The sequence below is a fragment of the Roseibium sp. genome (assembly GCF_965216085.1).
In the GTDB taxonomy this organism is placed as follows: Bacteria; Pseudomonadota; Alphaproteobacteria; order Rhizobiales; family Stappiaceae; genus Roseibium.
This window is the reverse complement of record NZ_OZ244138.1, coordinates 1,147,261-1,171,952: the sequence shown is the minus strand read 5'-3', so window position 1 is coordinate 1,171,952 and position 24,692 is coordinate 1,147,261. Positions and strand designations below refer to the sequence as shown.

Genomic DNA, 24,692 nt, shown 5'->3' with positions numbered 1-24,692 from the left:
TCCTTGCTGAGGGTCATTCAGTCTTGCTTCAAGACCGGGACTTCTGCGTCCTCGGCCACATCGGTGATCAACATGTGCCCGGGTTTGTGGGTGATGCAAATCGGCAAACGCGCGTTTTCGATCGCAACTTGCGGCGTCACGCCACACGCCCAGAAAACCGGCGTAAATCCTTCCGGAACCGGGGCCGGGTCACCCCAATCAGGTCTTTCAATATCGGTAATACCGATCTTCGAGGGATCGCCCCAGGAAACCGGTGCGCCGTGCGCGTAAGGAAACCGATCTGAGATCGCGTTCGCTTCACCTAGCCGGTCATTGGGAATTGCCCGCATTGAAACGACCATCTCACCGGCAAACGGGCCGGCTGGGATCGTTTGAAGATTGGAACGGTACATCGGCACAGTCGTGTTGTTGGTGATGTGCCAAACATCAATTCCCGCGCGCTGCAAGGCGTTTTCGAATGTGAACGAACATCCGATCGCAAAGGCAACGAGATCGTCCTGCCAGATTTCGGATATGTCGGTGGCCGAGCCTGCCAGCTTGCCATCCCGATAGATATTATAAGCAGGAACATCCGCCCGAACATCTAACCGTTTGCCAAGAGTGGATATGAATGGGCTGCCCGTGTCGGATACGCCGACCAAGGGGCACGGCTTTGGGTTTCTCTGGCAGTACCGCATAAAGTCGAGAGCATAGGCTTCGGGAAGAATTGCAAGGTTGGCCTGTAAGCGCCCCTGGCCCAATCCTGCGGTGTGGGACGCATAGGTCCCTGCACGAATGGCAGCGCGAACATCGTCGAGCGTTTGTGTTTTCAGGTTCTGATAACTTACAGCCACTGTATCCCCCAATAGTTGGACGCAACGTCTCAAGTGGAGGATATAAAATCAAATTGATTTTTTTGTTCAAAAGTGATCAGGTTTTTTTATCACTCAAATAGTGTACCGCTACTTCGTATGCCACTTGCGCAGCAGTCTCGACGATATGGCTGCGCGGTTCTCCGAGAAACGACGCAGAAAAACGCAAAGGACTGGGCGCAAATCCCGGGTCAAATTCACGGACCCGGTCCTCTTGCACTAAGGGCTGACCAAGGGCACGCGGCAATGCGGCCACACCGAGATCCGCTTCCACCAGACGGAAACACGCCGACAGAGACGAAGAGGGAAACAGCGACACGTCAGGACCGACATGCTCAAACAGCAAGTCCTTTAGTTCACGGTATGGGCGGGTGTTGCGCGCATAGGTGAGCACCGGGCGAGACAAATGATGAAGAGGATCTGTGTCTACCGTCGCATTTGCGGCCGCGTACCAAGCCAAATCAAAGCCGGGCAATTCGATGTTTTCGACCGTGTACTCAGAGACAGGCCCCAACAGGATTGCCAGGTCAAACTCCCGATTGAGAATGCCGCTGCGCAAATTGGAAGAGATATCGACGTTCAGATCAATCTCCAGCTTTGGATATTTGCGATGCAGTTGGGCGACGAAATCTGGTAGCCAGGATTGGGCAATCGTCTCGGCAATACCAAGCCGCAGCCGGCGCTCCACGCCAGCAGGATCGACAACATCCCGGTCGACCAGTTCCGTCAAACGTTCGATTTTCTCGGCATGAGCTAATAAAAGCTCACCCCGTTTGGTCAGCTTTAGACCGCCTGGGCTCCGTTCCAGCAATTCGCAAGCAAGCGCGTCTTCTAGGGTCTTGATCCTGGCTGTTACAGTGGGCTGGGTCAGATTTAATGACACGGCCGCTTTTCGCATCCCACCCAAACGCACAACTTCGAGGAATGTCTTCAGTTGCTCAATACTGATTCTAGTCATTCTTCAGTATGCGCATAGAACTGATCAGAGTGCATAGCCGAACACAGCTGCAGACAGACGGTACCAACACGTCTTGACCGTCAACCGGTTTGATCATCTGCTCTATTTCCATAATCGGGCAGACTTCGACGTCGCCATGAACTTGCCCCTAGAAGGAAGAAGAAACTCGAAAAACATGCGAACCGGAAAAAGAACCGATGCTCTTCCGAGCATCCGGCAAACTAGAATTGCATGCATTTTCAAATTTTCAACCATTCATGGCAAACTACGTCATTTATTACAGATAGGATCTTTTATTATGACAAATCTAGAAATTCTTGAGACTTGGTTCCAACGCGTCTGGAGTGAAGAAGACCAATCAGCCATCGACGAAATGTTCCTCCAAGATGGCCGCGCCGTCGGATTAGGCACGCAAACGAAGGTCGGCGAGAACGAATTCCGCGAGCACGAGATGCTCGGCCCAGATGATTTCAAAGTATTTCAAAAGGCACTGCTTAATCTTGTTAAGGACGTGAAAATTGAAGTCACGCACAGCATGACTTCAAATGAATGGCTGTGCGCACTTTGTTTGTTTCAGGGCACGTCGCGAAAGACGGGTGAGCGCATCAAAATGACAGGTACTGTCTATGGCCGTTTCTCAGACAATCAAATTCTCGAAGCTTTCAACCATTTTGACTTCCTAAGTCTGTTTCAGCAGCTCGGCTCACTGGAGGCCGGAACCTTTGAGCGCTGTCTAAACGATAAACAATGACGGCAACTCAACTGGACAAAGATGATTGCGAAGATTACCCGACGCGAACCATGCGTCGGCAAGATAGTTGTTTCATAATTCTAGGATTTTGAGGAAATACCCATGACAACAGAAGAAATCGTTCGCAAAGCAATTCTGTCTTATAACAGCGGGGATGCAGATACCATTTCCGCCTTATTGCATGATGACGTTCGTTATTGCATTCACGCCAATGCGGAAACCGGACCTTATTGCGCCGACTGCAGCGGCAAGAACGCTTTCTGGGAGACAATCAGCAGAATACAAGCAGACTGGAATATCGATGAGTACCGTCTCACAGATATCATCGTTTCTGGCGAACGGGCCGCAACCCAAATAAGCCTCACGATCACCAGCCGCCACACAGGCGTTTCGCGTGAGACCGAACTGGCTTTGTTCTGGACCGTGAAGGACGGCTGCATTGTGGAACTACATGAGTATCATGACACCGCAGCAGCGACCTTGTCGAAATAGCTGTGGCCGAGCCAACTATTCTCTCGAGAAATATCTGGGAACAAATACTGCCATTTGGAGTTGCCGGGGCTCAATGCCCCCGTCAATTCGGATCATGTATCCGATGTTCAGACAGAGCTTGAGCAGAACCGACAATAGGTAAGATCAAGGAAAACATTCATTCCAAATCAATTTGGACCGGAAAAAGTCTGCAATTGGCCAACCGCACCTATCTTTTGTACTAATCGCCTCCGCCCCGTATCCAGAATGTTGAGTGAAGAACACATCGCCTCGTTGGTTTGACTTAAAACCAACAGCGCAAAAGTCGGGATTATGATTTCACCCTGCCGATCCAAGGACCCGGCAGGGTGGCTCAACGCCATCAATTGGTTAGCGCCGTTCCGAGATATCCCAGAATAGCCCTGCCATCAGGCGCAACGCATCGCGTGAGACCGATTTCAGAATATGTTCATTCGGCGCGTGCTGGGAACACCCTCCATATGAATGCGGAACCCATATGGTTGGGAGGCCCAAAATATCGGTGAAGCTGTCGTTCGGAAGGGACCCTGCAAGGTTTGGCAAAACGTGCGGATTTTTACCACTGGTCTCCGTCAAAGAGTCCCTTACAAAATCCACCCATGGATGATCTGGATCTAGCCGGGTAGCCTGAAAAAACACACGATCAGCCGGGACGATCTCAACCATGGAAAACCCGTGTTTGTCGAGATGCCGCCGAAGTGCTGGCAGAATGTCGTCCGACTCCGTCCCAACGACATAACGCAGCTGACAGTGCGCCGATGCATGACCCGATATGGCGTTCACCGGAGCCTCGGGAACACCACTTTTCATGGCCAGAACTGCAAAGGAATTCCAGCCAAACGCCCGTTCAGGTGCCGAAAGCCCCTCTTCTCCCCAATTAGCGCTTATTTCAGGCCCACCGTCTCCAATCGGCAGCCCCTTCAAGGCTTCTTGAATTTTTGGCGTCAGACTGTCCGGGCGCCATTCCTCGATTTGGATCTGCCCTTTCACATCACAGATGGAGGCAATCGCGTGGGATAGGATCATGGCCGGATCAGCCAGCAACCCCCCCCAGTTGCCGGAATGATTGGCGCCGTCGCGCAGGTTCACTTTCAGATCAAAATTTACACCGCCGCGCGAGCCCATAAACATCGTTGGCCAGTCCGGCTGAAGCCGGGGTCCATCAGACGCAATCAGCACATCGGCCTTGAGCTTGTCACTGTGTGCTCTGAAACATTCGGACAATCCAACGGAGCCCGTTTCTTCAGAGGTCTCAATGATCACCTTGACGTTGAACCCAAGCGAACCGCGCTCTTCCAGCAAACACGAAAGCGCTTTCAGATTGATCAGATGCTGGCACTTGTTGTCAGCCGTACCCCGGCCGTAGAGCCGCTCGCCCTCTTCAACCAGACGAAACGGGTGCAAGCCTTCGCGCCATTGCTCGGTTTGGGCACGGATCACATCCCCATGGCCATAGGTCAAAATCGTTTCAAAGGACGGATCCTCAATCCGCTCGGCAAACAACAGAGGGCCGCCGCGATCATCCGTATTGTCGATCAAACTGGTCGTGAACCCCATTCCTTCCAAAAGAGGCTTCATCTCTTCCGTCAGGTATCGATAGAGTTCCGGCAACTGATCCGGGTTTTGACTTTCGGTTTCTATGGCAACCAGCCGCGCCAAATCTTCCTGAAAGCTGCCTTGATCAAAGTAGGCCTCGGCCCGAGCAATGGTATTCGCGCGTGATGCCATAGATTTAAGCCTTTCCTTCAATGACAGCATCTCCCCAAGGAGACATGATTTCTGTGCAGCCCATGTTAAGCCCGTTCTCGCGCAGGACACCTGCGGGACAAGCGAAGGCATAGGGGAACACTGTTCGTGGCGTCGTGACGACTGTGTGTTGTGATTTCAGTTCGTCCAGAACGGAAACCGGCAGCTTTTCATCTGCAACGACAACATCACCGCCCGAAACATCAATTCTCGGATGATGGAACGCCTCTTCAAGGCTCATTCCATAATCACTCAAATAACTAGAGAGTTGGGCAACAGCCGGCATAATCTTCCGGCCGCCAGATGCACCAACGGCGAACCGACGGTCACCAGCCTCCCCGATAAGCGGACAGACATTCATCAGACATGTCTTGTCCGGACCGAGCGAATTCGGGCGGCCGGGCTCCGGATCAAACCACATGATGCCATTGTTCATGAGCAGACCCGTTGAAGGGGAGACAACCCTCGAGCCGAACAGCGACAACAGGGTCTGCGTCATCGCAACCATATTGCCGTCACGGTCAACAATCGAAAAATGTGTTGTACAGGAGGGGGCATTTGGATCCTCCTGATCTCCCATGGTGGCCATTCGTTCCGCGTTTGCCGTCTGGATCGACTTCGCATAGGCACTCATCACGGTTCCATCCGGCTCCACACCATGCGGGACAAATGCAGTTTGAAGCAGCTCGCAAGTTCTTTCCAGGGTCGGTCCCGCGGTAAACCCAGGCGTTACATGCCAACGGGCATCCCGATATCTTATGGATTTTGGTGTTTGCAGAACGGCTTGATAGGCGCCCAGGTCCTCCACAGACAAACTGCCTCCCTTCGCCTGAACATCCTTAGCGAGCGCCAAGGCGATATCTCCGTGGTAGAAGTCCCGCGCACCTGCTTCAGCCAAATGGGCCAAAGTGTCAGCGGTCAGGGTTTGATCAATCCGCTTTTCGGAAAGAGCCGTCCATCCTGCAATTGTCGGCCACTGCCCATCTTCCAAAAACTGGGCTGCAGCATCTGGATCTTTTGCCAATGCACGGCAGGCAGACGCAATCATCAATGCCGCATACCAATCCACATGAAGCCCGTCCCGGGCGACCTCAACGGCCGGCTGAAGCAAATCTTTCCAAGCCATGCTGCCAAAGTGCTGATGGGCAAGACCAGCACCTGCGACTGTTCCAGGAACGGCAATGGCAGCTGCACCTTGAACATTACGGTCATCAACAACAGCTTTCCACGGGAAGAGATCACTGGATTGCCCCTCCCCACTTAAAGGATAATCGCTCGGCTTTAGCGCCTTTGGAGACTTCATTCCAAACCAGATGGCATGCGCCTTTTGCTCTTTTTCCAGCCAAATCATCATGGCTCCGCCGCCGGTCGGACCACTCATCCAGGGCTCGAGAACACCCATAGCGAACGAGACCGCAACTGCCGCATCAACAGCGTTGCCACCATTTGCGAGCACATCTGCACCAATCTCTGCGGCTCGGACATGTTGTGCGGCCACCACACCTTTTTGGGTCGAAACAACTGGTTTTCGAACCGTTTGGCTTCGGGAAAAACTATGCGTCACAAAACAAGCCTTCTAAAAATGCGTTTACCCCCCTCTTGCGTTCGGGGTCTACCTGAAAGGAAAACACTCAAACTGAAAGCTCCAACTCGGTGTCGGAGAATGTCGGAACAGTCCAGTTTTGTCCCGGCTGTGCGGCTAGCAGTGTTTTTGTGTAGTCGTGTTGAGGATTGCCAAACACGGCATCTACTGACCCGCGTTCAACGATCTCTCCATTTTTCATTACGAGAATGTTGTCACAAATCTGAGCAGCAACGCGGAGGTCATGCGTGATGAACAATATTGTCAGGCCAAACTCATCGCGAATGTCGCGCAACAGGTTCAAGACTTCCTTTTGAACCGACACATCAAGGGCGGACACAGCCTCATCGGCGATCAAGATTTTCGGCTCGACCGCCAAAGCTCTCGCAATGCAGATACGTTGACGTTGTCCGCCGGAAAACTGGGCCGGATACCGGTTCAGCGCATCCTCATCCATCCGAACGATCTTCAGCAATCGTTTTGCACGTTCGAGAGCTTCCTTCCGGCTCACACCAAAATTGCACGGCCCCTCGATCAGCAAATCCCCGATCGTACGTCGTGGATTAAGCGACCCATATGGGTCCTGAAACACGATCTGCATGTCTTTTCGATGGGGACGCAGCGCGGTTCTGGTAAGCTCTGCGAAGTTGTAATCCCCAATCTGAATTTGCCCGGTATCAGGGTCCAGCAGACGGATCAGACAACGGACCAGGGTTGTTTTTCCCGATCCCGATTCACCAACGATGCCAATCGTTTCCCCTTTGCGCACTACAAAGGACGCGTCTTTCACGGCGTGCACCGTACGTCCGGACTTGAAGAAATTGGCTTTGCTATGGAAGGTCTTTTCCAAACCTTCCACAATCATTGCGTTGGGTTTCTCATCAAGATCGGCCGGGGCCTGATCTCCTTTTCGCGGAACAGCGTTGATCAGGCTCTTCGTATATGGGTGCTGCGGCCTGTTCAGAACCTCATCCGCGAACCCTTGCTCAACAATGCGACCGTGTTTCATCACAACGACCCGGTCAGCAATTTCAGCAACCACATCGAAGTCGTGGGTAACAAACATGATCCCAGCGTTGTGGTTGGCTTTCAGCTCCTTGATCAGGTGCAATATCTGAGCCTGAGTGGTCACATCCAGAGCCGTCGTTGGCTCGTCCGCAATTAGCAGTTTGGGATCGAGTGCCAGAGCCATGGCAATCATGACCCGCTGACGCTGCCCTCCTGACAACTGATGCGGATAGCACCCGTAGAGCCGCTCGGGCTCCGGCAAATGCACTTCCTTGAGCAGCTCGATCGTTCGCGCGCGCTGGTCCGCCTTTTTCATTTTCCGATGGGCAGCGAAGACCTCCTCGATCTGATCGCCGACCGTGTAGCACGGGTTCAAGGCCGTCATCGGCTCCTGAAAGATCATGGCCATCTTGTCGCCGCGCAGCGCGCTGCGCTCACGCTCTCCAACTGACAACAAGTCCCGTCCATCAAACCGGATCTCACCCGATGTCGGTTTGAGGATTTTCGGCAAGAGCCCCATCGTTGCAAAGGAGGTTACAGATTTGCCAGAGCCGGATTCCCCGACAATGCAGACGATTTCCCGCGGATGGATTTCCAGACTGAGGTCCTCCACCGCGTGGGGGCGGTCACCTCCAACAGGCAAAGCGATCGACAGATTGGAAATCGACAGAACCGGCGCATTTTGATCAGTCATTTTGTGTCCTCACATTACCGGTTCAAATCAATTGCGGCCTTCAGGAGCCGTTACATCCCGCAAACCATCCCCCAGCATGTTGATCGCCAGGACCAGCAAGAAAAGCGCAATGCCCGGGATCGCAATCAGCCACGGTTCAAACAGAAGCATTTCCTTGCCTTCGGAAATCATCAGTCCCCAGGACGGGATCGGCGGCTGTACACCGAGCCCGAGGAAGGAAAGCGCGGCTTCCAAAATGATTGCATGGGCCATTTCAAGTGTGGCGATCACGATCAGATGGTTGGCAATGTTAGGGAGAATGTCCTTGAACAGCAGACGGATCAGCGGGGTACCGAGGATCTCACCTGCAGCCACATATTCCATTGACCGTACTTGCATGGTGGCACCACGCAGAACCACGGCAAACCTGTCCCATAAAAGCAGACCAAGAACAGTGATCACAACAAACAGGGATCCACCAAACAAAGCGACAACGGCGAGCGCCACTAGAACAACCGGCATGGCCAGTCGAACATTGATGAGAAAGGTGACAGCAAGGTCGACCCGGCCACCAAAGTAACCTGCGGCCACCCCCATTGCAGTTCCGATAACACCCGAAATCAGTGCCGCGACAAACCCGATCAGCAAGGATACCTGAGCGCCGTAGATCAGCCTGGAGAGGTAATCCCTGCCAAGATGGTCGGTTCCGAGCGGATGCTCCCAAGTGCCACCAAGAAACACCGGTGGCTGCATGCGGCTTAACAGGTCCTGATGATAGGGATCATGCGGGGCGAGCAATGGAGCTGCCAGTGCAATCAACACAAGGAGCAACACAACGCCGAACCCGAACAGCAATCCTTTATGAACCTTCGCCCGGAGGAACATTGCTTCACGCGGACTTGGAGCTTTTTGTTGTGCCGGAGCAGAAGTAGCAAGCGAACTCATATCAGTGAACCCTCATGCGCGGGTCTAGCCAGGCATTCACGATGTCAGCAAGCAACGTGAAGACGATGTAGAACATGGAGAAAATCAGGATCAGCGCCTGTATCGTGGGCAGATCATTCCGTGAAATGGATTCCCAAGCGAGATACCCGGCGCCATGAAGGGCAAAAATGGATTCCACCACGATGGATCCACCAAGCATGAAGCCCATCTGAACCGCCGCCAGAGACACGACCGGGATGATCGCATTCCGTAGAGCGTGCTTGAATAAAATCTTTCGCTGGCTCAAACCTTTCGCCCGTGCCGTCCGGACATAATCGGCCGACAAAACTTCGAGCATACCTGTGCGGGTAAGGCGCATGATCGCTGGCATTGCATAGTAGCCGAGCACAATTGTCGGCAGGATGAAATGCCGCCATGAGGAAGCTCCAGATGCGGGTAACCAGCCCAAATTGATCGAGAAGATCACGATTAGGATAAGGCCGAACCAGAAACTCGGCATTGCTTGCCCCATCACCGATAAAAACAGTGAAAACCGATCGATGAACGAGTTTGGCCGAAGAGCCGCGACAACTCCAAGCGGAACGGCGAACAGCAACGCAAAACTGATCCCGCATACACCAAGCATCATGGTGATGGACAGCCTGTCGGCAATCAGTTGGGAAACTGGCAATTCGAAATAGTAGCTTTCACCGAAGTTGCCCTGAAGCGCATTTATCAGCCACTCCAGATATTGAACGATCAAAGGGCGGTCAAAACCGTAATACTCGCGAATGGCTTCGATATCAGCATCTGTCGCGGATTCCCCTGCAATCGCAGATGCCGGATCTCCGGCAATGTAGAGAAGACTGAAACTGATGGCGGACACTGTCAACGCCACGAGCGCAGCCAATCCCAGCCGCTTCAAAATAAAAGCGAGCATCGGTTGCCCTTTCGAATGGTCAAACTATCGGGAAGGATGCGGACTGAGAAAACCAGCCCACGCCATATTTGATGAAGGTGAAGAGACTGGCCGCCGCTGACGGGCGGCCAATCGGAACGGGGGCCTAGTTCCAGCTCATCGTGGCGAAGCGCACGATTTCGTCCGGTGTTGGCTGGAAAGCTACGTCCTTAGAGAACACGTAGTTGGTGTTGTAGGAGAACAGCGGCGTCCAATAGGCTTCATCTGCGATTTTCTGCAGAGCTTTGCTGTAATAGGCTTTCCGCTCTTCCGGATCGGTAGACGTATCCGCGACTTCCAGCCAGTCGCGCACTTCATCATCACGCGCATCATCAAGAGAGCCATGCTTGAAGAACTGGCTGGTGATCGCTGAAGTGTCATTGATCGAGTAAGACCCCCAGGTCTGGAATGTGATCGGCGTCCCAGAAGACATACGCAACTCACGAAGAGCCGAGTATTTCAGCATGTGGAAGTTGGTCTTGATCCCGACCTCATTCAGGAAGTTGGCCAGCGCTTCTGCATAATCGCGGTTCCGATAGGCATAAAAGTCTGTCGTGAAGCCATCCGGATAACCTGCCTCGGCCAGCAGAGCCTTCGCTTTTTCCGGATCATAGTCGTAAGATGTCACTTCCTGCTCGCACCCGAATTGCGATGGAAAACAGGCTGTATTGACGACCTTGGACTTGCCGCGCAAAAGCGCCTGAACGATCGTCTTGCGATCAATTGCATGGGCAACAGCCTGACGGACCTTCAACTTTGTGAAGGGGTTGTCCGCGCCGGTGCGACCTGCCGCATCCAGTGACAGATAACCAATCCGCATGGTGCTCTCGTTGGCGACGGTCAACTTGTCCATTCCAGCCAGTTTGCCCGCCTGATCGGCCGGGACTTGCCAGATGAAATCAAGCTCACCATTGAAGAGCTCAGCAATCTGCGTATTCACATCCGGGATGGTACGAATATCCAGTTTACCGATCTTTGGCTGCCCTTTTGGGGAGTCGTGATAGCCGTCATATTTTTCGAGCTGGTAATGAGTGCCCGGTTCAACAGAAGTGACTTTGTAGGGCCCTGTCCCCACCGGCTTCAGCCCCATTCCTGCAGGGCCAACTTCCGCATAGTACTCATTCGGATACATGGACACCGGACCGGCGAGAAACTCAATAGCTGCCGGAAACGGTTCTTTTAGGTGAATTTGGACGGTGTACTTGTCTAGCTTTTCAGCACTCTTCATCCAGTTGACATTACGCTGGGTTTTAACGCCGTTGTCCTTGTCCGCAACAAAGTTGACTGTGTAAACAACGTCGTCGGCATCGAACTCCTCGCCATTGTGGAACTTTACGCCCTCACGCAGCTTGAACTCCAAAGTGACATCGTCAACCCACTTCCAGTCAGTCGCAAGGTTGCCGACATACTCATTGGTTGCCGGATCCCGATAGACTAGCCCATCCCACACGGTTCGCTGAAGGATCACACCTTCACGGGCCGAGTTGAAGTAACTGTCGACGTTTTCGACTTCCTTCGTGAAAGCCACACGAAGCGTGTCATCCGACTTACCGGCCAAAGCAGGTGCGGAAAAAGACATCATTGAAAGAGACGAGAGCAGCGCCGCTTGCACGGCACCGCGCTTAATGATCTGAACCGACATGTTTCCTCCCAAATTTAAAGTGCAAATTATTATAATAAGCACTTGCATATCATATAATAATATTTAGTATAAAAATACGATCTTGTCAAGGTCATCCTTGATCAGAGGATGCGCATTTCCATGCGCTGAGGGAGAGACGTATGAAATCCAAGCAGGACACATTGTTCGTGGCTTCATTAGAAAAGGGATTCAGGATCCTGGAAGCCTTTGATGAAGACCATCCGGAACTGGGTCTTGCCGAGCTCAGCCAGAAGACTGAACTGGACAAAAGCGCCGTTCAGCGTTTTTCCAACACATTGACAAAACTTGGCTATCTGAAAAAGGACGAGATCACCAAACGGTATCGGCCAACGATCAAGACACTTGAACTCGCCAATGCCTATTTATGGTCCGACCGGCTGACACAATTGGCTATGCCCAAGTTGATTGATCTGTCCAAGATCCTCAATGGCACCGTCAATATGTCCGTTCTGGACGGCACAGACATCATTTACGTCGTCCGCCTGCCAAGCCGCCGGACAAATTTTGCCGCCACAATTATCGGACGCCGCGTGCCTGCCCTGAACACCTCAAGCGGACGCGCTATTTTGTCGGTCTACCCAAAGCCTTACCGTGAAGAGGCGATCCAAACTTGGCCGCTCAAGCAATTCACACCCAAGACAACCATGGATCGGAACGTTATTGAGCAGATTGTCGAAACGGCAGCCGTGAAAGGTTATTCGCGATCATGCAACGAACTCATCATGAACGAGATAGGTTTTGCAGCTCCGATCCTTGCCAGCGACGGTCAACCACTGGCGGCAGTCCAATGCTCTGTCTCGTCTTTTACCCATGATGAAAAACTGATTGAAACAAAGCTGGTCCCAACCCTGATGGAAACAGTAGCCTCGCTCCAGCCAGGTCATTTGGGGTGACCTGCTTCTCCGCTGATATCTGCTCTCGCCAGCCGTTTGACAAACAGAGACGTCGGGTGCAGGGCGAAAAGAGATTCTTGGTGCGATTGATAGACAGGTCTTGAATAAATATGCGAGCGCTGGCGGCCAACTGGCGTAAGCATTTAGGACATTGACCCCCCGAAAAAAATTTCCGGAACACGAGATGCAACAGGCACAAGACTTTAGCGACGAATGCCAAACCCTCGAAGCGCTCTTGCGCCCGCTGAGCGAAGACGACTTCGAAACCTCCACCGGCTTCAAGAACTGGACCTTCAACAACATTCTCCGGCATCTGCATGTCTGGAACTACGCTGCCTATCTCTCTCTAGCCGATCCTGAATCCTTTCGGTCCTGGATAAATGTGGCTCTCAAAGCTGTATCGGCGGGACGTTTCACAGAATTCGAGGCGCAGGAACTAAACGGAGCTTCCGGTCATTCCCTCTTGGATCTTTGGTCAGAGTTCTCTCAAGAAACGGCGCGCCATTTTTCCGATGTAGATCCGTCTCTGCGTGTCGAATGGGCCGGTCCAAGCATGAGCGCGCGATCTTCCATTTCCGCGCGCCACATGGAAACGTGGGCCCATGCCCAAGCCATCTATGACGCTCTTGGTGTCGACCGCGTGAGTTCTGACAGCATCAAGAACATCGTCGTCATCGGCGTAAACACTTACGATTGGACCTTCAAAAATCGCGGTATGGCAGTTCCACAGCCCAAACCCTTGCTGGAATTGGTCGCACCTTCTGGTGCGCTATGGACCTTCGGCGATCCATCTGAAGAGGAGAGGATCACAGGACAAGCAGAAGAGTTTTGCCAAGTTGTCACTCAGACTAGAAACATCGCTGACACAAACTTGAAGTTTACCGGCAGCAACGCCGCAAAATGGATGTCAATCGCCCAGTGCTTTGCCGGACCACCAGTTGACCCGCCAAAAGCGGGCCTTCGAAAACGGTCAGACAAATAGAGGATTTCACTGGCTAAACGACCAGGGGTAATCTCGAGCGAGTAAAAGACATTCGCTGTGTTTTCAACGACTGGCCGCACTACGGGTCTGCTATGTCGACTATCGAAGCTTTGGCTGTTGTTTCTGCGGCAACACTTTGTTCCCAATGGGTTAGGGCGGCCTCAAGCGGTGTGCTGTCCGGCGTCAAGATTACTGGAAAGCATGGGCGTTTGAGCAGCGGGAGCTCAGAATTCATAACCTTTTCAGTTTAATCGGCTGACGGCATCTGCCAACACGCGCAAGCCCATAATCAAGTCAGCTTCGTTCGTGTCCTCGGCAAAATCGTGACTGATCCCGTTGATCGACGGAACAAACAACATCGCTGACGGCATCAACCGCGCCATGTTTGAAGCATCATGCAAAGCACCTGACGGCATTTCTCGCCATTTACCTGGGGCCAGCATCTCCGCTCCGGCACACAAGGCCGCGCGCAAGGTCGCATCCATCGGCACCGGCAGCAGCGCCTTGATCGGCACGATCTCGGCCGTCATCGCATGACCAACGGCAATCTCGGCAACCAGATCACGAATGAGCGTTTCCATCCGGGCGAGCCGATCATCATCAACATCGCGCCACTGCACGTCGAACACCACCTCACCGGGTACAATAGAGGGGGCATTGGGCTGCAAATGAATTCGGCCGATCGTCCAGACTGTACGGGGTGTTACGATGTTTCTGAGGCGGTCGTTTAGAGCCGTGTTGAACGCCGACAGCGCTTGGAATGCATCCTGTCGCTGGTGCATCAGCGTGGTGCCGGCATGGTTTTGCTGACCGGTCAGGGTCACCTGCAACTGCCGGGACCCGACGATATCCGTGACAACGCCAATTGCCTCGCCCGCCTCGTCCAGTGTGCTGCCCTGTTCGATATGCAATTCAATGAAACCTGAAAACCGGGTGTGGGACACGAAACTTTCTTCAAGATCTGCCATCAAAGACCGCGCATCGCGGAAAGAAAGCCCGTTCAAGTCCGTGAATTCGTCAGCCTCGGCAAGCGTGGTCTTGCCTGAATAAATACTGGACCCTGTGAGTGCCCCAAAGCGGCCCTCTTCGTCCTGAAAGTTCACAACGGACACGGGCGGACCGCCCGCCTCTTTCGCAGCACGCGCGACCTCCAACGCGGCGATGACACCCAAGGCCCCGTCCAGCCACCCGCCTTCGGGTTGGGTATCGCTGTGAGACCCCAAGAGAATGGACGGACCATCTGCCAGCCCAAAAACGTTGCCGGCAGGATCTACATGCGGAGCAAGGCCGGCCGCCTCCAACTGTTTGATCAGCCAAGTGCGGGCAGCAACATCCGGTTCAGAAAACGCCGGACGCACCACGCCCTTGCCGACGCCACTCGCGCCGAACGAGCGCAAAGTATGAAGATCTTCTAAAAACCTGTCTGGCAGAACCTGCATTTTGACCTTTCCAAACTCATAAAACTTCAAATTTAATCGACATTCCGCGATTAAGGCTTCTTCGTTTTTTTGAGGCTGCAACTGATCGGCTAACCGTTCAGTGACCTCATCCGAAAGCAAGCCCGACAACCAGACAGTTCTGTCTCACTCGTCTGTAGTCCATGACATGTTTTGCTCAGAACTTCATCAGTTGTGGTGGCATCAAATCGGAGGGAAAGGAACTTAAATCCCGCGAATGCTGCCGCCGTCAATCCTGATCTTGCTGCCCGTCACATAGGACGCACGCTCTGAGCAGAGGAAGGTGACGACATCGGCAAATTCATCCGGCCGCCCATAACGCCCCGCCGGTATGGCGGCTGCCGACTGTCTTGCAACGTCCTCAACGCTCTTGCCAAGACGTTTGGCCGCCGCTGCATCTAATTCATCGACACGGGTCGTATGAATGCGCCCGGGCATTGCGACATTAACGGTGATCCCGTTCGACGCGACTTCGGTGGACAGTGTCTTGGACCAGCCGACAAGGGCCGACCGAAGGCCATTGGACAGAGCCAGGTTCGGGATCGGCTGCTCAACACCGGACGAGGAGATCGTTACGATCCGGCCCCAGCCGGCCTTTTCCATGCCCGGCAGACACCGGTTGGCAATATGGATCAGGTTGGCGACCATGGTTTCGAAATGTGCCATCCAGTCGGCGCGCGCCGGATCCGTGCTGCGTCCCGGAGGTGGGCCACCAGCGTTATTCACCAGAATATCAATGTTTCCAGCTTCCAGCAGGCTGTCCAGCACCGCATCGACTTCAGCGGCATTCGACACGTCCAGCTTTTGAGCCGTGACAGAACCATCTGTCGTCTTTGCCCACTCTGTGATCGCATCCGCATTCCGGGCCGCGGCGATTACATCGACGCCTTCAGCCGCAAGGCTCTTGGCAATAGCGCCCCCCAAACCACGGCTTGCACCAAGAACAAGCGCCCGTTTTCCTTTGATCCCAAGATCCATCAGTTCAATTCCTTCAGTCTTTCTTCTTGACGCGCCAAGAGCGCATCGACTTCGGCCTGCGCCGCTTTGGTGAGCCCGGCACCTGGCCGCCGCAAGGCAGCGCTACCGATCACACCCCGCTTGGCAAGCACGTATTTCCGCACGGCCAGGCCAAGACCTGGTTGCTGCTCGTATCGGGCCAGCGGCAAATATGCGTTGAAAAGGTTGCGCGCCCGCGCAGCGTCTCCGGCGTGCGTATAGCGCACAACGTCCCGCATCATTTCCGGATAACAAAAGCCGGTCATAGCCCCATCAGCGCCGCGATCCATTTCCTCCGGCAGGAACAAACCACCATTGCCACACAGGATGGAGATCCGCCGGGCCAGCGCCCCCTCTGCCCGCAGTGCAGAGATCTTTTCAAGGCCCGGCCAGTCCTCATGTTTGAGACACACACAGGTCGGGACGTCTTCAACGATCCTGGCAATGGCGCTTACCGGAATATGCACCCCCGTTGCCAACGGGAAATCCTGCAAGACAAACGGCACATCGCCAATAAATTCCGCTGCCTGAGTGTAATATGTGACGATCTGGGCATCGGTCTTGAGGTTGCCGGGCGGTGCAATCATCACTCCTCCTGCGCCAGCATCCATTGACGCTTTGCTGAGTTCCGCCATCTGAGCGAACCCCGGTGCCGAAACGCCCACGACCAGTGGGATACGCCCGTTCAAACGGGCAAGGATCCTTTCAACAACCTCAAGGGACTCTGCTGTTGTCAGCTTGGGTGCTTCTCCCATCATGCCCAGCGCCGTCAAACCGGTCGCACCGGCTTCCAGATAGAAATCCACCATCCGGTCGACACTCTCCATATCGAGAGCCCCATTATCGTTGAACGGCGTCACAGCGATCACGTAGACGCCCTGCGCCTCTTCCGTCAGTCGGGTCATACCCGATTCTCCCTTTGTTATCCGCAGGCTCTCAGCGCCAGTTGACCGATCGCGGCAGCTGTTGCTGCCTGGCACGGATCGACAACCGGCAAACCTGTCTTTTCTTCAAGCAGTGTTCGATATTGCGCCATCCCCGCACATCCAGTGATGAGGACATCGGCGCCAAATTGATCTCTCAGCGTTTCGCCAACCTCTGCCAATCGGGCGACGGTCCTGTCCGCATCCGCGAGATCCAGAACACCGAGCCCGAGCGGCAGATCTGCGGCGAGCCGGTCCCGAATGCCAAGAGCCCCGAGATAACGGATATGCCGTTGAATGGAAGCCCGCCCCAAAGACAGGATGCCAAAGCGTTGACCGAGCATCATGGCCTGAAGATAGGCGCTTTCCGCAATGCCGAGAACCGGTACGGTCTGCGCCTCCCGAAGCGCCGCCAGACCGGGGTCTGAGAAACAGGCAACCACAAAAGCAGAGGCATCTTCTTGCAAGCCGCCGGCAAGCTTCAGGAGGGGACCAACAACGCCATCGACATGCGCCTGCGTTTCAATCCCCGCAGGACCCTCCTTAAGGGTGAGGCATGAAATCGGAACCGGTGATATCTGACGCATTGGAGCAATGGCATCATCAATCCCGTCCGTGACGTGTTCTGAACTGTTGGGATTGATCATATAGATGGTCATGCTGGCATCTCCAGGCAGCGGGGCGCGATTGCGTCAAAACTGCGCCCTTTTGTATTCTCCGCGACCCTGATCGCCCGCGCCTGCGCCGCCTCAATCTCGGCCAACGCGCCAGCGGTATCGAGCCCTATGGGCTTACCATTGTCCAGCACATGCCGGCCGGCAACCCAGACATCCCGAACTGCCCGTTCAGCCCCTGCATAAATCAGGCTGCGCAAGGGATCGTGCACCGGCCGCATGGATGGGGCCGTCAGGTCGATCGAAACAACATCAGCCGCGGCTCCGGGGAACAACCGGCCAAGATCACTGCGACCAAGCGCCTGTGCACCGCGAACAGTTGCTGCATGGAACACCTCGGCCGTATTGATGTCCGCGAAATCGCCGGACCGGCACCGCGACTGCATTATGGCCTCGCGCATTTCCTCGAGCATGTTGAACGGAATGGTGTCGGTTCCGATCCCGACATTAACCCCTGCTCTCAAGTACCGGCCGAGACTTTCCATACCCTGTCCGGAGCGTGCGAAAGTCACGGGGCAATGAGCAATATTTGTCCCTGTTGCGGCCAGCGTTTCAAGGTCCTTTGCCGTCCGCGCACGGGTCAGGGGATGATGATCCAGACAGATACCATGCCCCAGGATCACATCCGGACCAAGAACACCGATTTCTTGCAGCAAGGGAACGGGTCCCTTGCCATGGCGGCAATAGAGTTCCGTGACCTCCGCCATCGTTTGGGCAGCGTGAACCGTCAGCCGCAATTTGCGGGATCTGGCTTCATCCAGAGCGCGAGCCAGAAATTCTGGATGGCACGTATCAATCTGGGAAGGTGCCACCACGCCGGTCAACCGGCCGCTTCCGTCCTCTGTCACTCGGTCGAGAACCGACATGGCTTTATCGCGCGCTGTTTCTCCTGCGGCCTCATCCCACTCATAGTCCAGCGCCTTTTCTTCTGTTAGCCGCCAGCGAGCCTGGCGGAAACCGGGAGCAAGCCAAACCCTGAGACCGCTTTCCGCGGCTATGCCAAGCCAACACGGGTGATCACCCGCTATGTCGAGACAGGAGGTCACGCCCGAGGCGAGAAGTTCCGACAGCATCAAGGTCTGACAAGCGGCCTTCGCATCGGCATCTGAGTCGATCAGGGTCGAGAATTCATAAAGGGCATTGCCCCAAAGCTGCGGTGTTCCGGCATCATCGAAAAGCCCCTTGGCAAGCGGCTCGTCTCCGGAATGGCAATGAATATTGACCAGTCCCGGCATGATCAGCCGGTTGCGTCCATCCATTTCATGATCCGCAGTGCTTTGCCACGCGGGCCCCACATGCAGGATCCCGCTGTTGTCAAAGGCGATGTCCAGGTCCCGCCCGTAGACATGCTTGCCGCCCTCCCACCGAACCACCCAAGAGGCCTTGCGGATAACCGTCACGCTCATACGCCTGCTCCGTAGCGTTGTGAGGACCAAAAGCCCTTCGGGACAGTCAGCGCGGATTTGCTGTTTGTCCGTTCGATCATACGCTCGGCCTCAAGGGCAGCATCCCGCAAGATCGCCTCCTCGCAAGCCTTGGTGGACTTTCCCCCCTCAAGAACAACTTCGCCCTGCACCAACACTGTGTCGACATCGTTCCCGTTTGCAAAACAGACCAGCCGATGTACCGGCATATTCGGCGGGTAAAGGTGCGGACGGCGCATATCCACCAACACGATATCGGCATCCTTGCCCGATTCAAGCGATCCGATCCGGTCTTCCAGGCCAAGAGCCTGCGCGCCTTCTATCGTCGCCATTTCTAGCGCCCGGCCCGGTGGAAGCACACTTGGGTCGCGGAAATGGCGGCGATGATAGTGCATCGCCTGTTGCATGTGGCGGAACATGTCCGAGGACCGGTCTGGTGCGGTTGCGTCAGAGCCCAGCGCGACGGTCACACCTTGATCCATCAATTCGATTGCCGGACATCGGCCCATGATGGAGGCAACGGCCGATGGATTATGGGCGATTTTTGTTCCGGTATCCGCACATAGAAAAACCTCGTCGTCATGGAGGTTGATTGCATGGGACAGCAGCGCATTCTCACCCAAAAGCCCGAGTTTCTGAGCCCTTCGGATGGACCCGCCCTGATGCCCGTCCTGAGTAAATACGACATCGGCTTCCCGTGCAGCCTGTGCCACGCGCTGCGATTGTTTGCAGGCTGCCACATAAACATCAACTGGCATTGTGTTTTCGTGTTCGTCCCGCAGTACCGGATAAAGCAGCGCGACATTGAGACGCCTGTTGTCTGCGCCGTGCCATCGCGACAGCAGGTCGAGGCTGGTTCCAAGCTGCGTATCAAAATCCACCGGATGCGAGTCTTTACCGCCATCGGAATACCCCAACGGGTGTGGCGCACGGGTTGGGCCGACAGCCATGACCGTGCGTCCGCCGAGCGCGCGCACGCCTTCCATATGGGCATCACCATACTCCGGCGTATCGGTCCGCATGATCGTATCGCCGCCCCCGAGAAGCGACACACCGCAGGTTACCCCAAAACGGATGCGTTCCAGTTCGGCAAGGCGCGCTTCGGCATTCCAGTAGTCCGGTGTTGATCCGGTCGTATAAACCTCACCGCAGAGCGCTTCCCAGGCATCGCCGTCATGCATCGACATGGTCTTGATAAGCGCATGTCCGGCATGGGCATGCACGTCAATCAAACCGGGAATGATAGCCTTTCCTGTTGCGTCGATCCGGCGGGGAGCATCGTGTTCTGCGGTAACCTCATCATGCGTACCGACTTTGAGGATCTTGCCGTCCTCAATGGCAATGGCGCCGTTATCAATGATCCGGCGCTCTGGGGCGACTGGGATTACGGTGCCACCAAGGATTAAGAGGTCAGCCATGCGCGGCTCCTGTCAAACGGGGAAGTGCGCGCAAGTCAGGTACACCATCAACCGGCATGGAAAACCCCTTGATATCTCTGGAAAATGCAACGGCACGCAGTGGATTGTAGAGTGTCAGCCACGCCGGGTCTTGTTGAAGAAGACGGAACGCCTCCCGGTAAATCGTCTCGCGTTCCGCAGAATTGTCGGTCTCTCGTCCCCGGTCGATCAAAGCTTCAACAGCAGTGTTCCGGTATCCTTGCCACCAAGCCCCGGCAATCCGGCTGTCGATCTTCTCGTAGAGCACCCGGAATGTGGACATCGGACTGGAGTCGAACACACATAGATCCCGGATTTCCTTGCGCCGGACCATGTGGGCATAAGCCTCACGATCTTCGTGGATATGAACGGACAACCGAATCCCGACATTGGCGAGCTGTTCGGCCAACACGTCTGTCAGGATTTGCGCCTCGTCCGGCAGACGCGTCGGACAATCTACGGCAAGCTCCAGTCCATCTTTGTATCCGGCATCGCAGAGCAATTGCCGGGCAGTGTCCGGATCGTGCGGCACACGCTGTGCGGCATCCGTTCCAAAGTGCGCGGGACTGACAAACCCATGGAGCGGTTCGCCCGCTCCTGCAAGAACGCCCTGAACGACAGCGTCCCGGTCAACCGCAAGGCTCAGTGCCTTGCGCACTCTCGGATCGCGCAAGGGTCCCTTTTCAGCATTCAAGAGATAGATGATCGCGACCGGTGCCCGGTAGGTGTGAAGCGCAACACCGTGCCTTTCTGCATGAGGGGGGATGGCTGCGGCCATCAGTGCCTCGCCCGCCGCGACAGCCGCCAAACGCTTGTCCGCGTCGGGCTCGCGGGCGATGCGGAGGGATGTGTTTTTCGGCTTGGGCCAGTGGCGCACGTCAGATGCCTCCAGCACCAGCGTGTCTTCCGAGCGCCCCGCAAGCCGGAATGGTCCCGAGCCACAATGAGCGCTTCGGTCCCCTGCATCCAATGCCTCAAATGCACTTGGGGCAACAATAAACGCTTGAACCAAGACATCACAGAAGTCGGCCATGGGCTCGGCAAGTGTGACGGTCAGAGCAAGACCAGACGCCGCATACACCGCCCCTTCAAGATATTGGCGCCAAACGGCTGGTGAGCCGAGCGTGTAGCCCTTGTCCTCCCGCGCCATCCGTTCAAGTGAGGCCTGAACAGCGGCGGCGTCAAATTCCGTTCCATCGTGGAAGGTCACACCGCTGCGAAGGAAAAACCGCCAGATGCGCCCGCCGCCGGACACTTGCCAGCACTCGGCAAGGCCGGGTACGAACTTTGCTCCCTCACGCCGCACCAAGGTGTCGTAAATTGCGCCAAGCACGCTGAGTTCATCTGCCGCATCGGTACAATCGTGCGGATCACCCAAGGGTGTCCGGGCCTGGAGAATTGTCACGCTCATGCTACGTCCCGCGCAGGCTCATCAATCAGATGACAGGCGATCTGCTGCCCGGCACCATTTTCTTTCAACACCGGGCGTTCGACAGCACACCGCTCCCAGGCAAACGGACAGCGCGTCCTAAAGCAGCATCCGGACGGCAAAGACAGAGCGGACGGCACTTCCCCTTTCAGATCCAACTGGGTCGACTTTTTGGCGGGATCCAGGGATGGTGCCGCCGACAGGAGCGCGCGCGTATAGGGATGACGGGGAGCTGAAAAAATGCGGTCGCGGGGTGCTGTTTCGACAATGAATCCCAAATACATCACCGCGACCCTGTCGGCGATGTGATGGACGACACTCAGGTCGTGACTGATGAACAGATAGGCCAGGCCAAATTCATCCCGGAGATCCATCATCAAGTTGAGGATCTGCGCCTGGATGGACACATCAAGCGCAGAGACGGGTTCATCCGCAATTATCAGCTTCGGATTAACCGACAGAGCCCGGGCAATACCAATCCGCTGGCGCTGACCGCCGGAGAATTGGTGAGGATAGCGTCCCGCATGCTCGGTGTTGAGCCCCACCCGCGCCAACAGCTCTTCCGTTCGTGCATGCGCTTGGGCCCAGCTGCCGGTTTGTTCGGCCAGCGGTTCTGCCACGATGTCGCGCACCTTCTGCCGCGGGTTCAAGGACGCATAGGGATCTTGAAAGATCATCTGCATTTTCGAGCGGACCGGCAGCAACTCCTTTGGCGATAGGTGCTGGATGTCTTCGCCTTCAATGCTGACAGTTCCGGCTGTCGGCGTGTGAATGCGGGCGATGGTCTTTGCGACCGTTGACTTGCCACACCCGGACTCCCCGACAAGAGCAAGTACCTCGCCTTCCTTCACTTCAAAAGACACACCATTGACCGCATGAACCACCCGCTTGGGTGCGCGCAGCCGGCCTTTCTCAAATTTCAATCGGTCCAGAAGTCCGCCGCCAATATCGAACCGCTGCTCAAGGCCTTTGACCTGCAACATCGCCGTCATGCCGGTTCTCCTTCGACTGGAAAATGACAGGCGGTTAACCGGTCCTTGTCCTGCTCTGCCAAAACCGGCTCGATCTCTGCACAGCGCGCCTGTGCCCGAGGGCACCGGTCCTGAAAATTGCAGCCTCTCGGCAGTTTGCGAATGTCGGGAACGGCTCCCGGGATCTGGTCCAGCCGGTGCTTGCGATCCGATGGATCCGGGATCGACGCAATCAGGCCTGCTGTATATGGGTGCCGGGGTGTATCGATGACCGCGCGGGTCGGGCCGCGTTCAACGACCTTCCCGCAATAGAGCACCGTGATGTGGTCCGCCATTTCGGCAACAACGGCCAGATCGTGGGTCACAAGGATCATCGACGCCCCATGCTCGCGCACCTGTCGCTTGATCAGCTTCAGGATCTGGGCCTGTATGGTGACATCCAGCGCAGTCGTCGGCTCGTCGGCAACGATCAGACGCGGTTCGGCGAGCATGGCAATCGCGATCACCACCCGCTGGCGCATGCCCCCTGAAAACTGATGCGGGTAGGACGACAGGCGGTCTGCTGCCTGACTGATCCCCACATCTTCGAGCATCTGAATGCAGCGCTTGCGGCGCGCGGCTTTGTCCAAGTTCGTATGAAGGCGCAACATTTCATCCATCTGCCGGCCGATGGTGTGCAGCGGATTGAGCGACGTCATCGGATCCTGGAAGATCATGGCGATCTCTTTGCCGCGGATCTGACGTAGCCGGTCTTCAGAAGCCCCCGCCAGATTTTCGCCGTCAAACGCGATCTGCCCGCTTTCGATCCGGCCAGGCGGATCAATCAGACCGAGTATGGAAAACCCGACCACGGATTTGCCGCCTCCAGATTCGCCAACGAGACCCATGATTTCGCCCTTGCCGATCTGGAACGAAACGCCGTCAACGGCCTTTACCGTTCCGGCAAAGGTGTGGAAGTGCGTCCGCAGATCCGCGACCTTAAGAAGTGGTTCTTGCGTGTGTTCCATCACTTCAGCCTCGGATTGAGTTCGTCGCGCAGAAAGTCGCCGAACAGATTGATGCCGAACACCAGAGCCATGATGAACAAGCCAGGGAATACGGAAACCCACCAGAGCCCTGAAAACAGCACATCAAAACCGTTTTTGATCAGAAGACCGAGGGACGGCTGTGTAATGGGTACGCCGACCCCCAGAAACGACAGGCTCGCTTCAATCAGGATGAATGTGCCAACCTGAACGGTGGCAACAACAATCAAAGGCGTCGTGACGTTTGGGAGAATATGACGGCCAATGATTTTGCCGTCGCGCAGTCCGGACACCCGGGCGGCTTGCACGTACTCGCGGCCAACTTCCGAGAGGGTTTGCCCACGGACAGTCCGTGCATAGACAACCCAGCCAACCGCCGTCAGGGCGATCAGGACCTTGTCGATGCCGGTGCCGAATGCGGACATCAGGAACAAGGCGATCAGCATGGACGGAAAGGACAGCTGTATGTCGGCCACCCGCATCATGAATGCATCCACGCGTCCACCGAAATAGCCGGCCAACAGGCCAACCAGCGTCCCGAGCATCAAGGAACACACCATCGCGGTGACACCGATCATCACGGAGATGCGTGTGCCGTAGAAGATCGCCGCCAGAACGTCCCTTCCCTGGCCATCCGTGCCGAGCAGGAAACGCGGATCTCCGCCCGGCAACCAGGCCGGGGGTTTGTAACTGTCCATCAGATCCAGAGCTGCGATATCATAAGAGTTCTGCGCCACCAGAAACGGTCCGAACAGGACAATGACAACGAAGCAGACAAGGATCAGGCTTCCAGCGATTGCCGATGCGTTGCGGCGGTAATTTGAAAAAAACTCGGAGGAGAAAAACGCGGTCATCATG

The 24,692-nt window shown here is 55.4% G+C and carries 22 protein-coding genes; 4 read left to right on the top strand and 18 right to left on the bottom strand.

Annotated features, from left to right (window positions below; genetic code table 11):
* Positions 1–17 precede the first annotated feature (17 nt).
* On the bottom strand, positions 18–833 hold the full coding sequence (locus ACOOFE_RS05375) for a putative hydro-lyase (protein WP_420414007.1): 816 nt from the start codon (positions 831–833) through the stop codon (positions 18–20).
* 76 nt (positions 834–909) lie between these two features.
* Positions 910–1,809: a LysR family transcriptional regulator gene (locus ACOOFE_RS05370; RefSeq protein ID WP_420414006.1), complete on the bottom strand. Its 900-nt coding sequence runs from the start codon at positions 1,807–1,809 to the stop codon at positions 910–912.
* Positions 1,810–2,107: 298 nt separating this feature from the next.
* On the opposite strand from ACOOFE_RS05370, the gene ACOOFE_RS05365 reads away from it, so the two are divergent.
* On the top strand, positions 2,108–2,560 hold the full coding sequence (locus ACOOFE_RS05365; protein WP_168206319.1) for an ester cyclase: 453 nt from the start codon (positions 2,108–2,110) through the stop codon (positions 2,558–2,560).
* 102 nt (positions 2,561–2,662) lie between these two features.
* Complete coding sequence (locus ACOOFE_RS05360) at positions 2,663–3,052, top strand: nuclear transport factor 2 family protein (RefSeq protein WP_420414005.1); 390 nt, start codon at positions 2,663–2,665, stop codon at positions 3,050–3,052.
* A 369-nt stretch (positions 3,053–3,421) separates the two neighbouring features.
* Here the strand turns inward: ACOOFE_RS05360 and ACOOFE_RS05355 are convergent, their stop codons facing one another.
* From ACOOFE_RS05355 to ACOOFE_RS05330, 6 genes are all read right to left on the bottom strand, one after another.
* Entirely contained in the window at positions 3,422–4,798 is a 1,377-nt protein-coding gene (locus tag ACOOFE_RS05355) for a M20 family metallopeptidase (RefSeq protein WP_420414004.1), read from the bottom strand.
* 4 nt (positions 4,799–4,802) lie between these two features.
* On the bottom strand, positions 4,803–6,380 hold the full coding sequence (locus ACOOFE_RS05350; protein ID WP_420414003.1) for a gamma-glutamyltransferase: 1,578 nt from the start codon (positions 6,378–6,380) through the stop codon (positions 4,803–4,805).
* A gap of 67 nt (positions 6,381–6,447) precedes the next feature.
* On the bottom strand, positions 6,448–8,100 hold the full coding sequence (locus tag ACOOFE_RS05345) for an ABC transporter ATP-binding protein (RefSeq protein ID WP_420414002.1): 1,653 nt from the start codon (positions 8,098–8,100) through the stop codon (positions 6,448–6,450).
* A 27-nt stretch (positions 8,101–8,127) separates the two neighbouring features.
* The gene (locus ACOOFE_RS05340; RefSeq protein ID WP_420414001.1) at positions 8,128–9,024 is read right to left on the bottom strand and encodes an ABC transporter permease; all 897 of its coding nucleotides are present in this window, start codon (positions 9,022–9,024) and stop codon (positions 8,128–8,130) included.
* Between the two features lies 1 nt (position 9,025).
* Positions 9,026–9,943 (bottom strand): ABC transporter permease, encoded by a 918-nt coding sequence (locus ACOOFE_RS05335; protein ID WP_420414000.1) that lies wholly within the window; start codon positions 9,941–9,943, stop codon positions 9,026–9,028.
* Between the two features lie 124 nt (positions 9,944–10,067).
* Entirely contained in the window at positions 10,068–11,603 is a 1,536-nt protein-coding gene (locus tag ACOOFE_RS05330; RefSeq protein ID WP_420413999.1) for an ABC transporter substrate-binding protein, read from the bottom strand.
* 140 nt (positions 11,604–11,743) lie between these two features.
* On the opposite strand from ACOOFE_RS05330, the gene ACOOFE_RS05325 reads away from it, so the two are divergent.
* Entirely contained in the window at positions 11,744–12,517 is a 774-nt protein-coding gene (locus ACOOFE_RS05325) for an IclR family transcriptional regulator (protein ID WP_420413998.1), read from the top strand.
* Positions 12,518–12,701: 184 nt separating this feature from the next.
* Positions 12,702–13,499, top strand: coding sequence for a TIGR03084 family metal-binding protein (locus tag ACOOFE_RS05320; RefSeq protein ID WP_420413997.1), 798 nt, complete (start codon positions 12,702–12,704; stop codon positions 13,497–13,499).
* A gap of 242 nt (positions 13,500–13,741) precedes the next feature.
* On the opposite strand, the gene ACOOFE_RS05315 is transcribed toward ACOOFE_RS05320, so the two are convergent.
* From ACOOFE_RS05315 to ACOOFE_RS05270, 10 genes are all read right to left on the bottom strand, one after another.
* Positions 13,742–14,938 carry a hydantoinase/carbamoylase family amidase gene (locus ACOOFE_RS05315; protein WP_420413996.1) on the bottom strand — a complete coding sequence of 399 codons (1,197 nt, stop codon included), beginning with the start codon at positions 14,936–14,938 and terminating at the stop codon, positions 13,742–13,744.
* 222 nt (positions 14,939–15,160) lie between these two features.
* Positions 15,161–15,934 carry an SDR family oxidoreductase gene (locus ACOOFE_RS05310; RefSeq protein ID WP_420413995.1) on the bottom strand — a complete coding sequence of 258 codons (774 nt, stop codon included), beginning with the start codon at positions 15,932–15,934 and terminating at the stop codon, positions 15,161–15,163.
* The gene (locus ACOOFE_RS05305) at positions 15,934–16,857 is read right to left on the bottom strand and encodes a dihydrodipicolinate synthase family protein (protein ID WP_420413994.1); all 924 of its coding nucleotides are present in this window, start codon (positions 16,855–16,857) and stop codon (positions 15,934–15,936) included. The genes ACOOFE_RS05310 and ACOOFE_RS05305 overlap by 1 nt, the downstream gene beginning before the upstream one ends.
* Before the next feature lie 17 nt (positions 16,858–16,874).
* Positions 16,875–17,534, bottom strand: coding sequence for an aspartate/glutamate racemase family protein (locus tag ACOOFE_RS05300; protein WP_420413993.1), 660 nt, complete (start codon positions 17,532–17,534; stop codon positions 16,875–16,877).
* Complete coding sequence (locus ACOOFE_RS05295; protein ID WP_420413992.1) at positions 17,531–18,955, bottom strand: amidohydrolase family protein; 1,425 nt, start codon at positions 18,953–18,955, stop codon at positions 17,531–17,533. Before ACOOFE_RS05295 ends, ACOOFE_RS05300 begins: the two co-directional genes overlap by 4 nt.
* Complete coding sequence (locus ACOOFE_RS05290) at positions 18,952–20,391, bottom strand: amidohydrolase family protein (protein WP_420413991.1); 1,440 nt, start codon at positions 20,389–20,391, stop codon at positions 18,952–18,954. The genes ACOOFE_RS05295 and ACOOFE_RS05290 overlap by 4 nt, the downstream gene beginning before the upstream one ends.
* Positions 20,384–21,820, bottom strand: coding sequence for an ABC transporter substrate-binding protein (locus ACOOFE_RS05285; RefSeq protein WP_420413990.1), 1,437 nt, complete (start codon positions 21,818–21,820; stop codon positions 20,384–20,386). The genes ACOOFE_RS05290 and ACOOFE_RS05285 overlap by 8 nt, the downstream gene beginning before the upstream one ends.
* Positions 21,817–22,830 (bottom strand): ABC transporter ATP-binding protein, encoded by a 1,014-nt coding sequence (locus tag ACOOFE_RS05280; protein ID WP_420413989.1) that lies wholly within the window; start codon positions 22,828–22,830, stop codon positions 21,817–21,819. Before ACOOFE_RS05280 ends, ACOOFE_RS05285 begins: the two co-directional genes overlap by 4 nt.
* The gene (locus ACOOFE_RS05275; RefSeq protein ID WP_420413988.1) at positions 22,827–23,816 is read right to left on the bottom strand and encodes an ABC transporter ATP-binding protein; all 990 of its coding nucleotides are present in this window, start codon (positions 23,814–23,816) and stop codon (positions 22,827–22,829) included. Before ACOOFE_RS05275 ends, ACOOFE_RS05280 begins: the two co-directional genes overlap by 4 nt.
* Positions 23,816–24,691 (bottom strand): ABC transporter permease, encoded by an 876-nt coding sequence (locus tag ACOOFE_RS05270; protein WP_420413987.1) that lies wholly within the window; start codon positions 24,689–24,691, stop codon positions 23,816–23,818. Before ACOOFE_RS05270 ends, ACOOFE_RS05275 begins: the two co-directional genes overlap by 1 nt.
* Position 24,692: the final 1 nt, after the last annotated feature.

Coding starts and splice junctions, on each gene's coding strand:
- ACOOFE_RS05370 (WP_420414006.1), bottom strand. CDS start 1,809: ATGACTAGAATCAGTATTGAGCAACTGAAGACATTCCTCGAAGTTGTG.
- ACOOFE_RS05275 (WP_420413988.1), bottom strand. CDS start 23,816: ATGGAACACACGCAAGAACCACTTCTTAAGGTCGCGGATCTGCGGACG.
- ACOOFE_RS05305 (WP_420413994.1), bottom strand. CDS start 16,857: ATGACCCGACTGACGGAAGAGGCGCAGGGCGTCTACGTGATCGCTGTG.
- ACOOFE_RS05270 (WP_420413987.1), bottom strand. CDS start 24,691: ATGATGACCGCGTTTTTCTCCTCCGAGTTTTTTTCAAATTACCGCCGC.
- ACOOFE_RS05295 (WP_420413992.1), bottom strand. CDS start 18,955: ATGAGCGTGACGGTTATCCGCAAGGCCTCTTGGGTGGTTCGGTGGGAG.
- ACOOFE_RS05360 (WP_420414005.1), top strand. CDS start 2,663: ATGACAACAGAAGAAATCGTTCGCAAAGCAATTCTGTCTTATAACAGC.
- ACOOFE_RS05285 (WP_420413990.1), bottom strand. CDS start 21,820: ATGAGCGTGACAATTCTCCAGGCCCGGACACCCTTGGGTGATCCGCAC.
- ACOOFE_RS05335 (WP_420414000.1), bottom strand. CDS start 9,943: ATGCTCGCTTTTATTTTGAAGCGGCTGGGATTGGCTGCGCTCGTGGCG.
- ACOOFE_RS05320 (WP_420413997.1), top strand. CDS start 12,702: ATGCAACAGGCACAAGACTTTAGCGACGAATGCCAAACCCTCGAAGCG.
- ACOOFE_RS05315 (WP_420413996.1), bottom strand. CDS start 14,938: ATGCAGGTTCTGCCAGACAGGTTTTTAGAAGATCTTCATACTTTGCGC.
- ACOOFE_RS05300 (WP_420413993.1), bottom strand. CDS start 17,534: ATGACCATCTATATGATCAATCCCAACAGTTCAGAACACGTCACGGAC.
- ACOOFE_RS05340 (WP_420414001.1), bottom strand. CDS start 9,024: ATGAGTTCGCTTGCTACTTCTGCTCCGGCACAACAAAAAGCTCCAAGT.
- ACOOFE_RS05280 (WP_420413989.1), bottom strand. CDS start 22,830: ATGACGGCGATGTTGCAGGTCAAAGGCCTTGAGCAGCGGTTCGATATT.
- ACOOFE_RS05310 (WP_420413995.1), bottom strand. CDS start 15,934: ATGGATCTTGGGATCAAAGGAAAACGGGCGCTTGTTCTTGGTGCAAGC.
- ACOOFE_RS05365 (WP_168206319.1), top strand. CDS start 2,108: ATGACAAATCTAGAAATTCTTGAGACTTGGTTCCAACGCGTCTGGAGT.
- ACOOFE_RS05345 (WP_420414002.1), bottom strand. CDS start 8,100: ATGACTGATCAAAATGCGCCGGTTCTGTCGATTTCCAATCTGTCGATC.
- ACOOFE_RS05290 (WP_420413991.1), bottom strand. CDS start 20,391: ATGGCTGACCTCTTAATCCTTGGTGGCACCGTAATCCCAGTCGCCCCA.
- ACOOFE_RS05330 (WP_420413999.1), bottom strand. CDS start 11,603: ATGTCGGTTCAGATCATTAAGCGCGGTGCCGTGCAAGCGGCGCTGCTC.
- ACOOFE_RS05355 (WP_420414004.1), bottom strand. CDS start 4,798: ATGGCATCACGCGCGAATACCATTGCTCGGGCCGAGGCCTACTTTGAT.
- ACOOFE_RS05325 (WP_420413998.1), top strand. CDS start 11,744: ATGAAATCCAAGCAGGACACATTGTTCGTGGCTTCATTAGAAAAGGGA.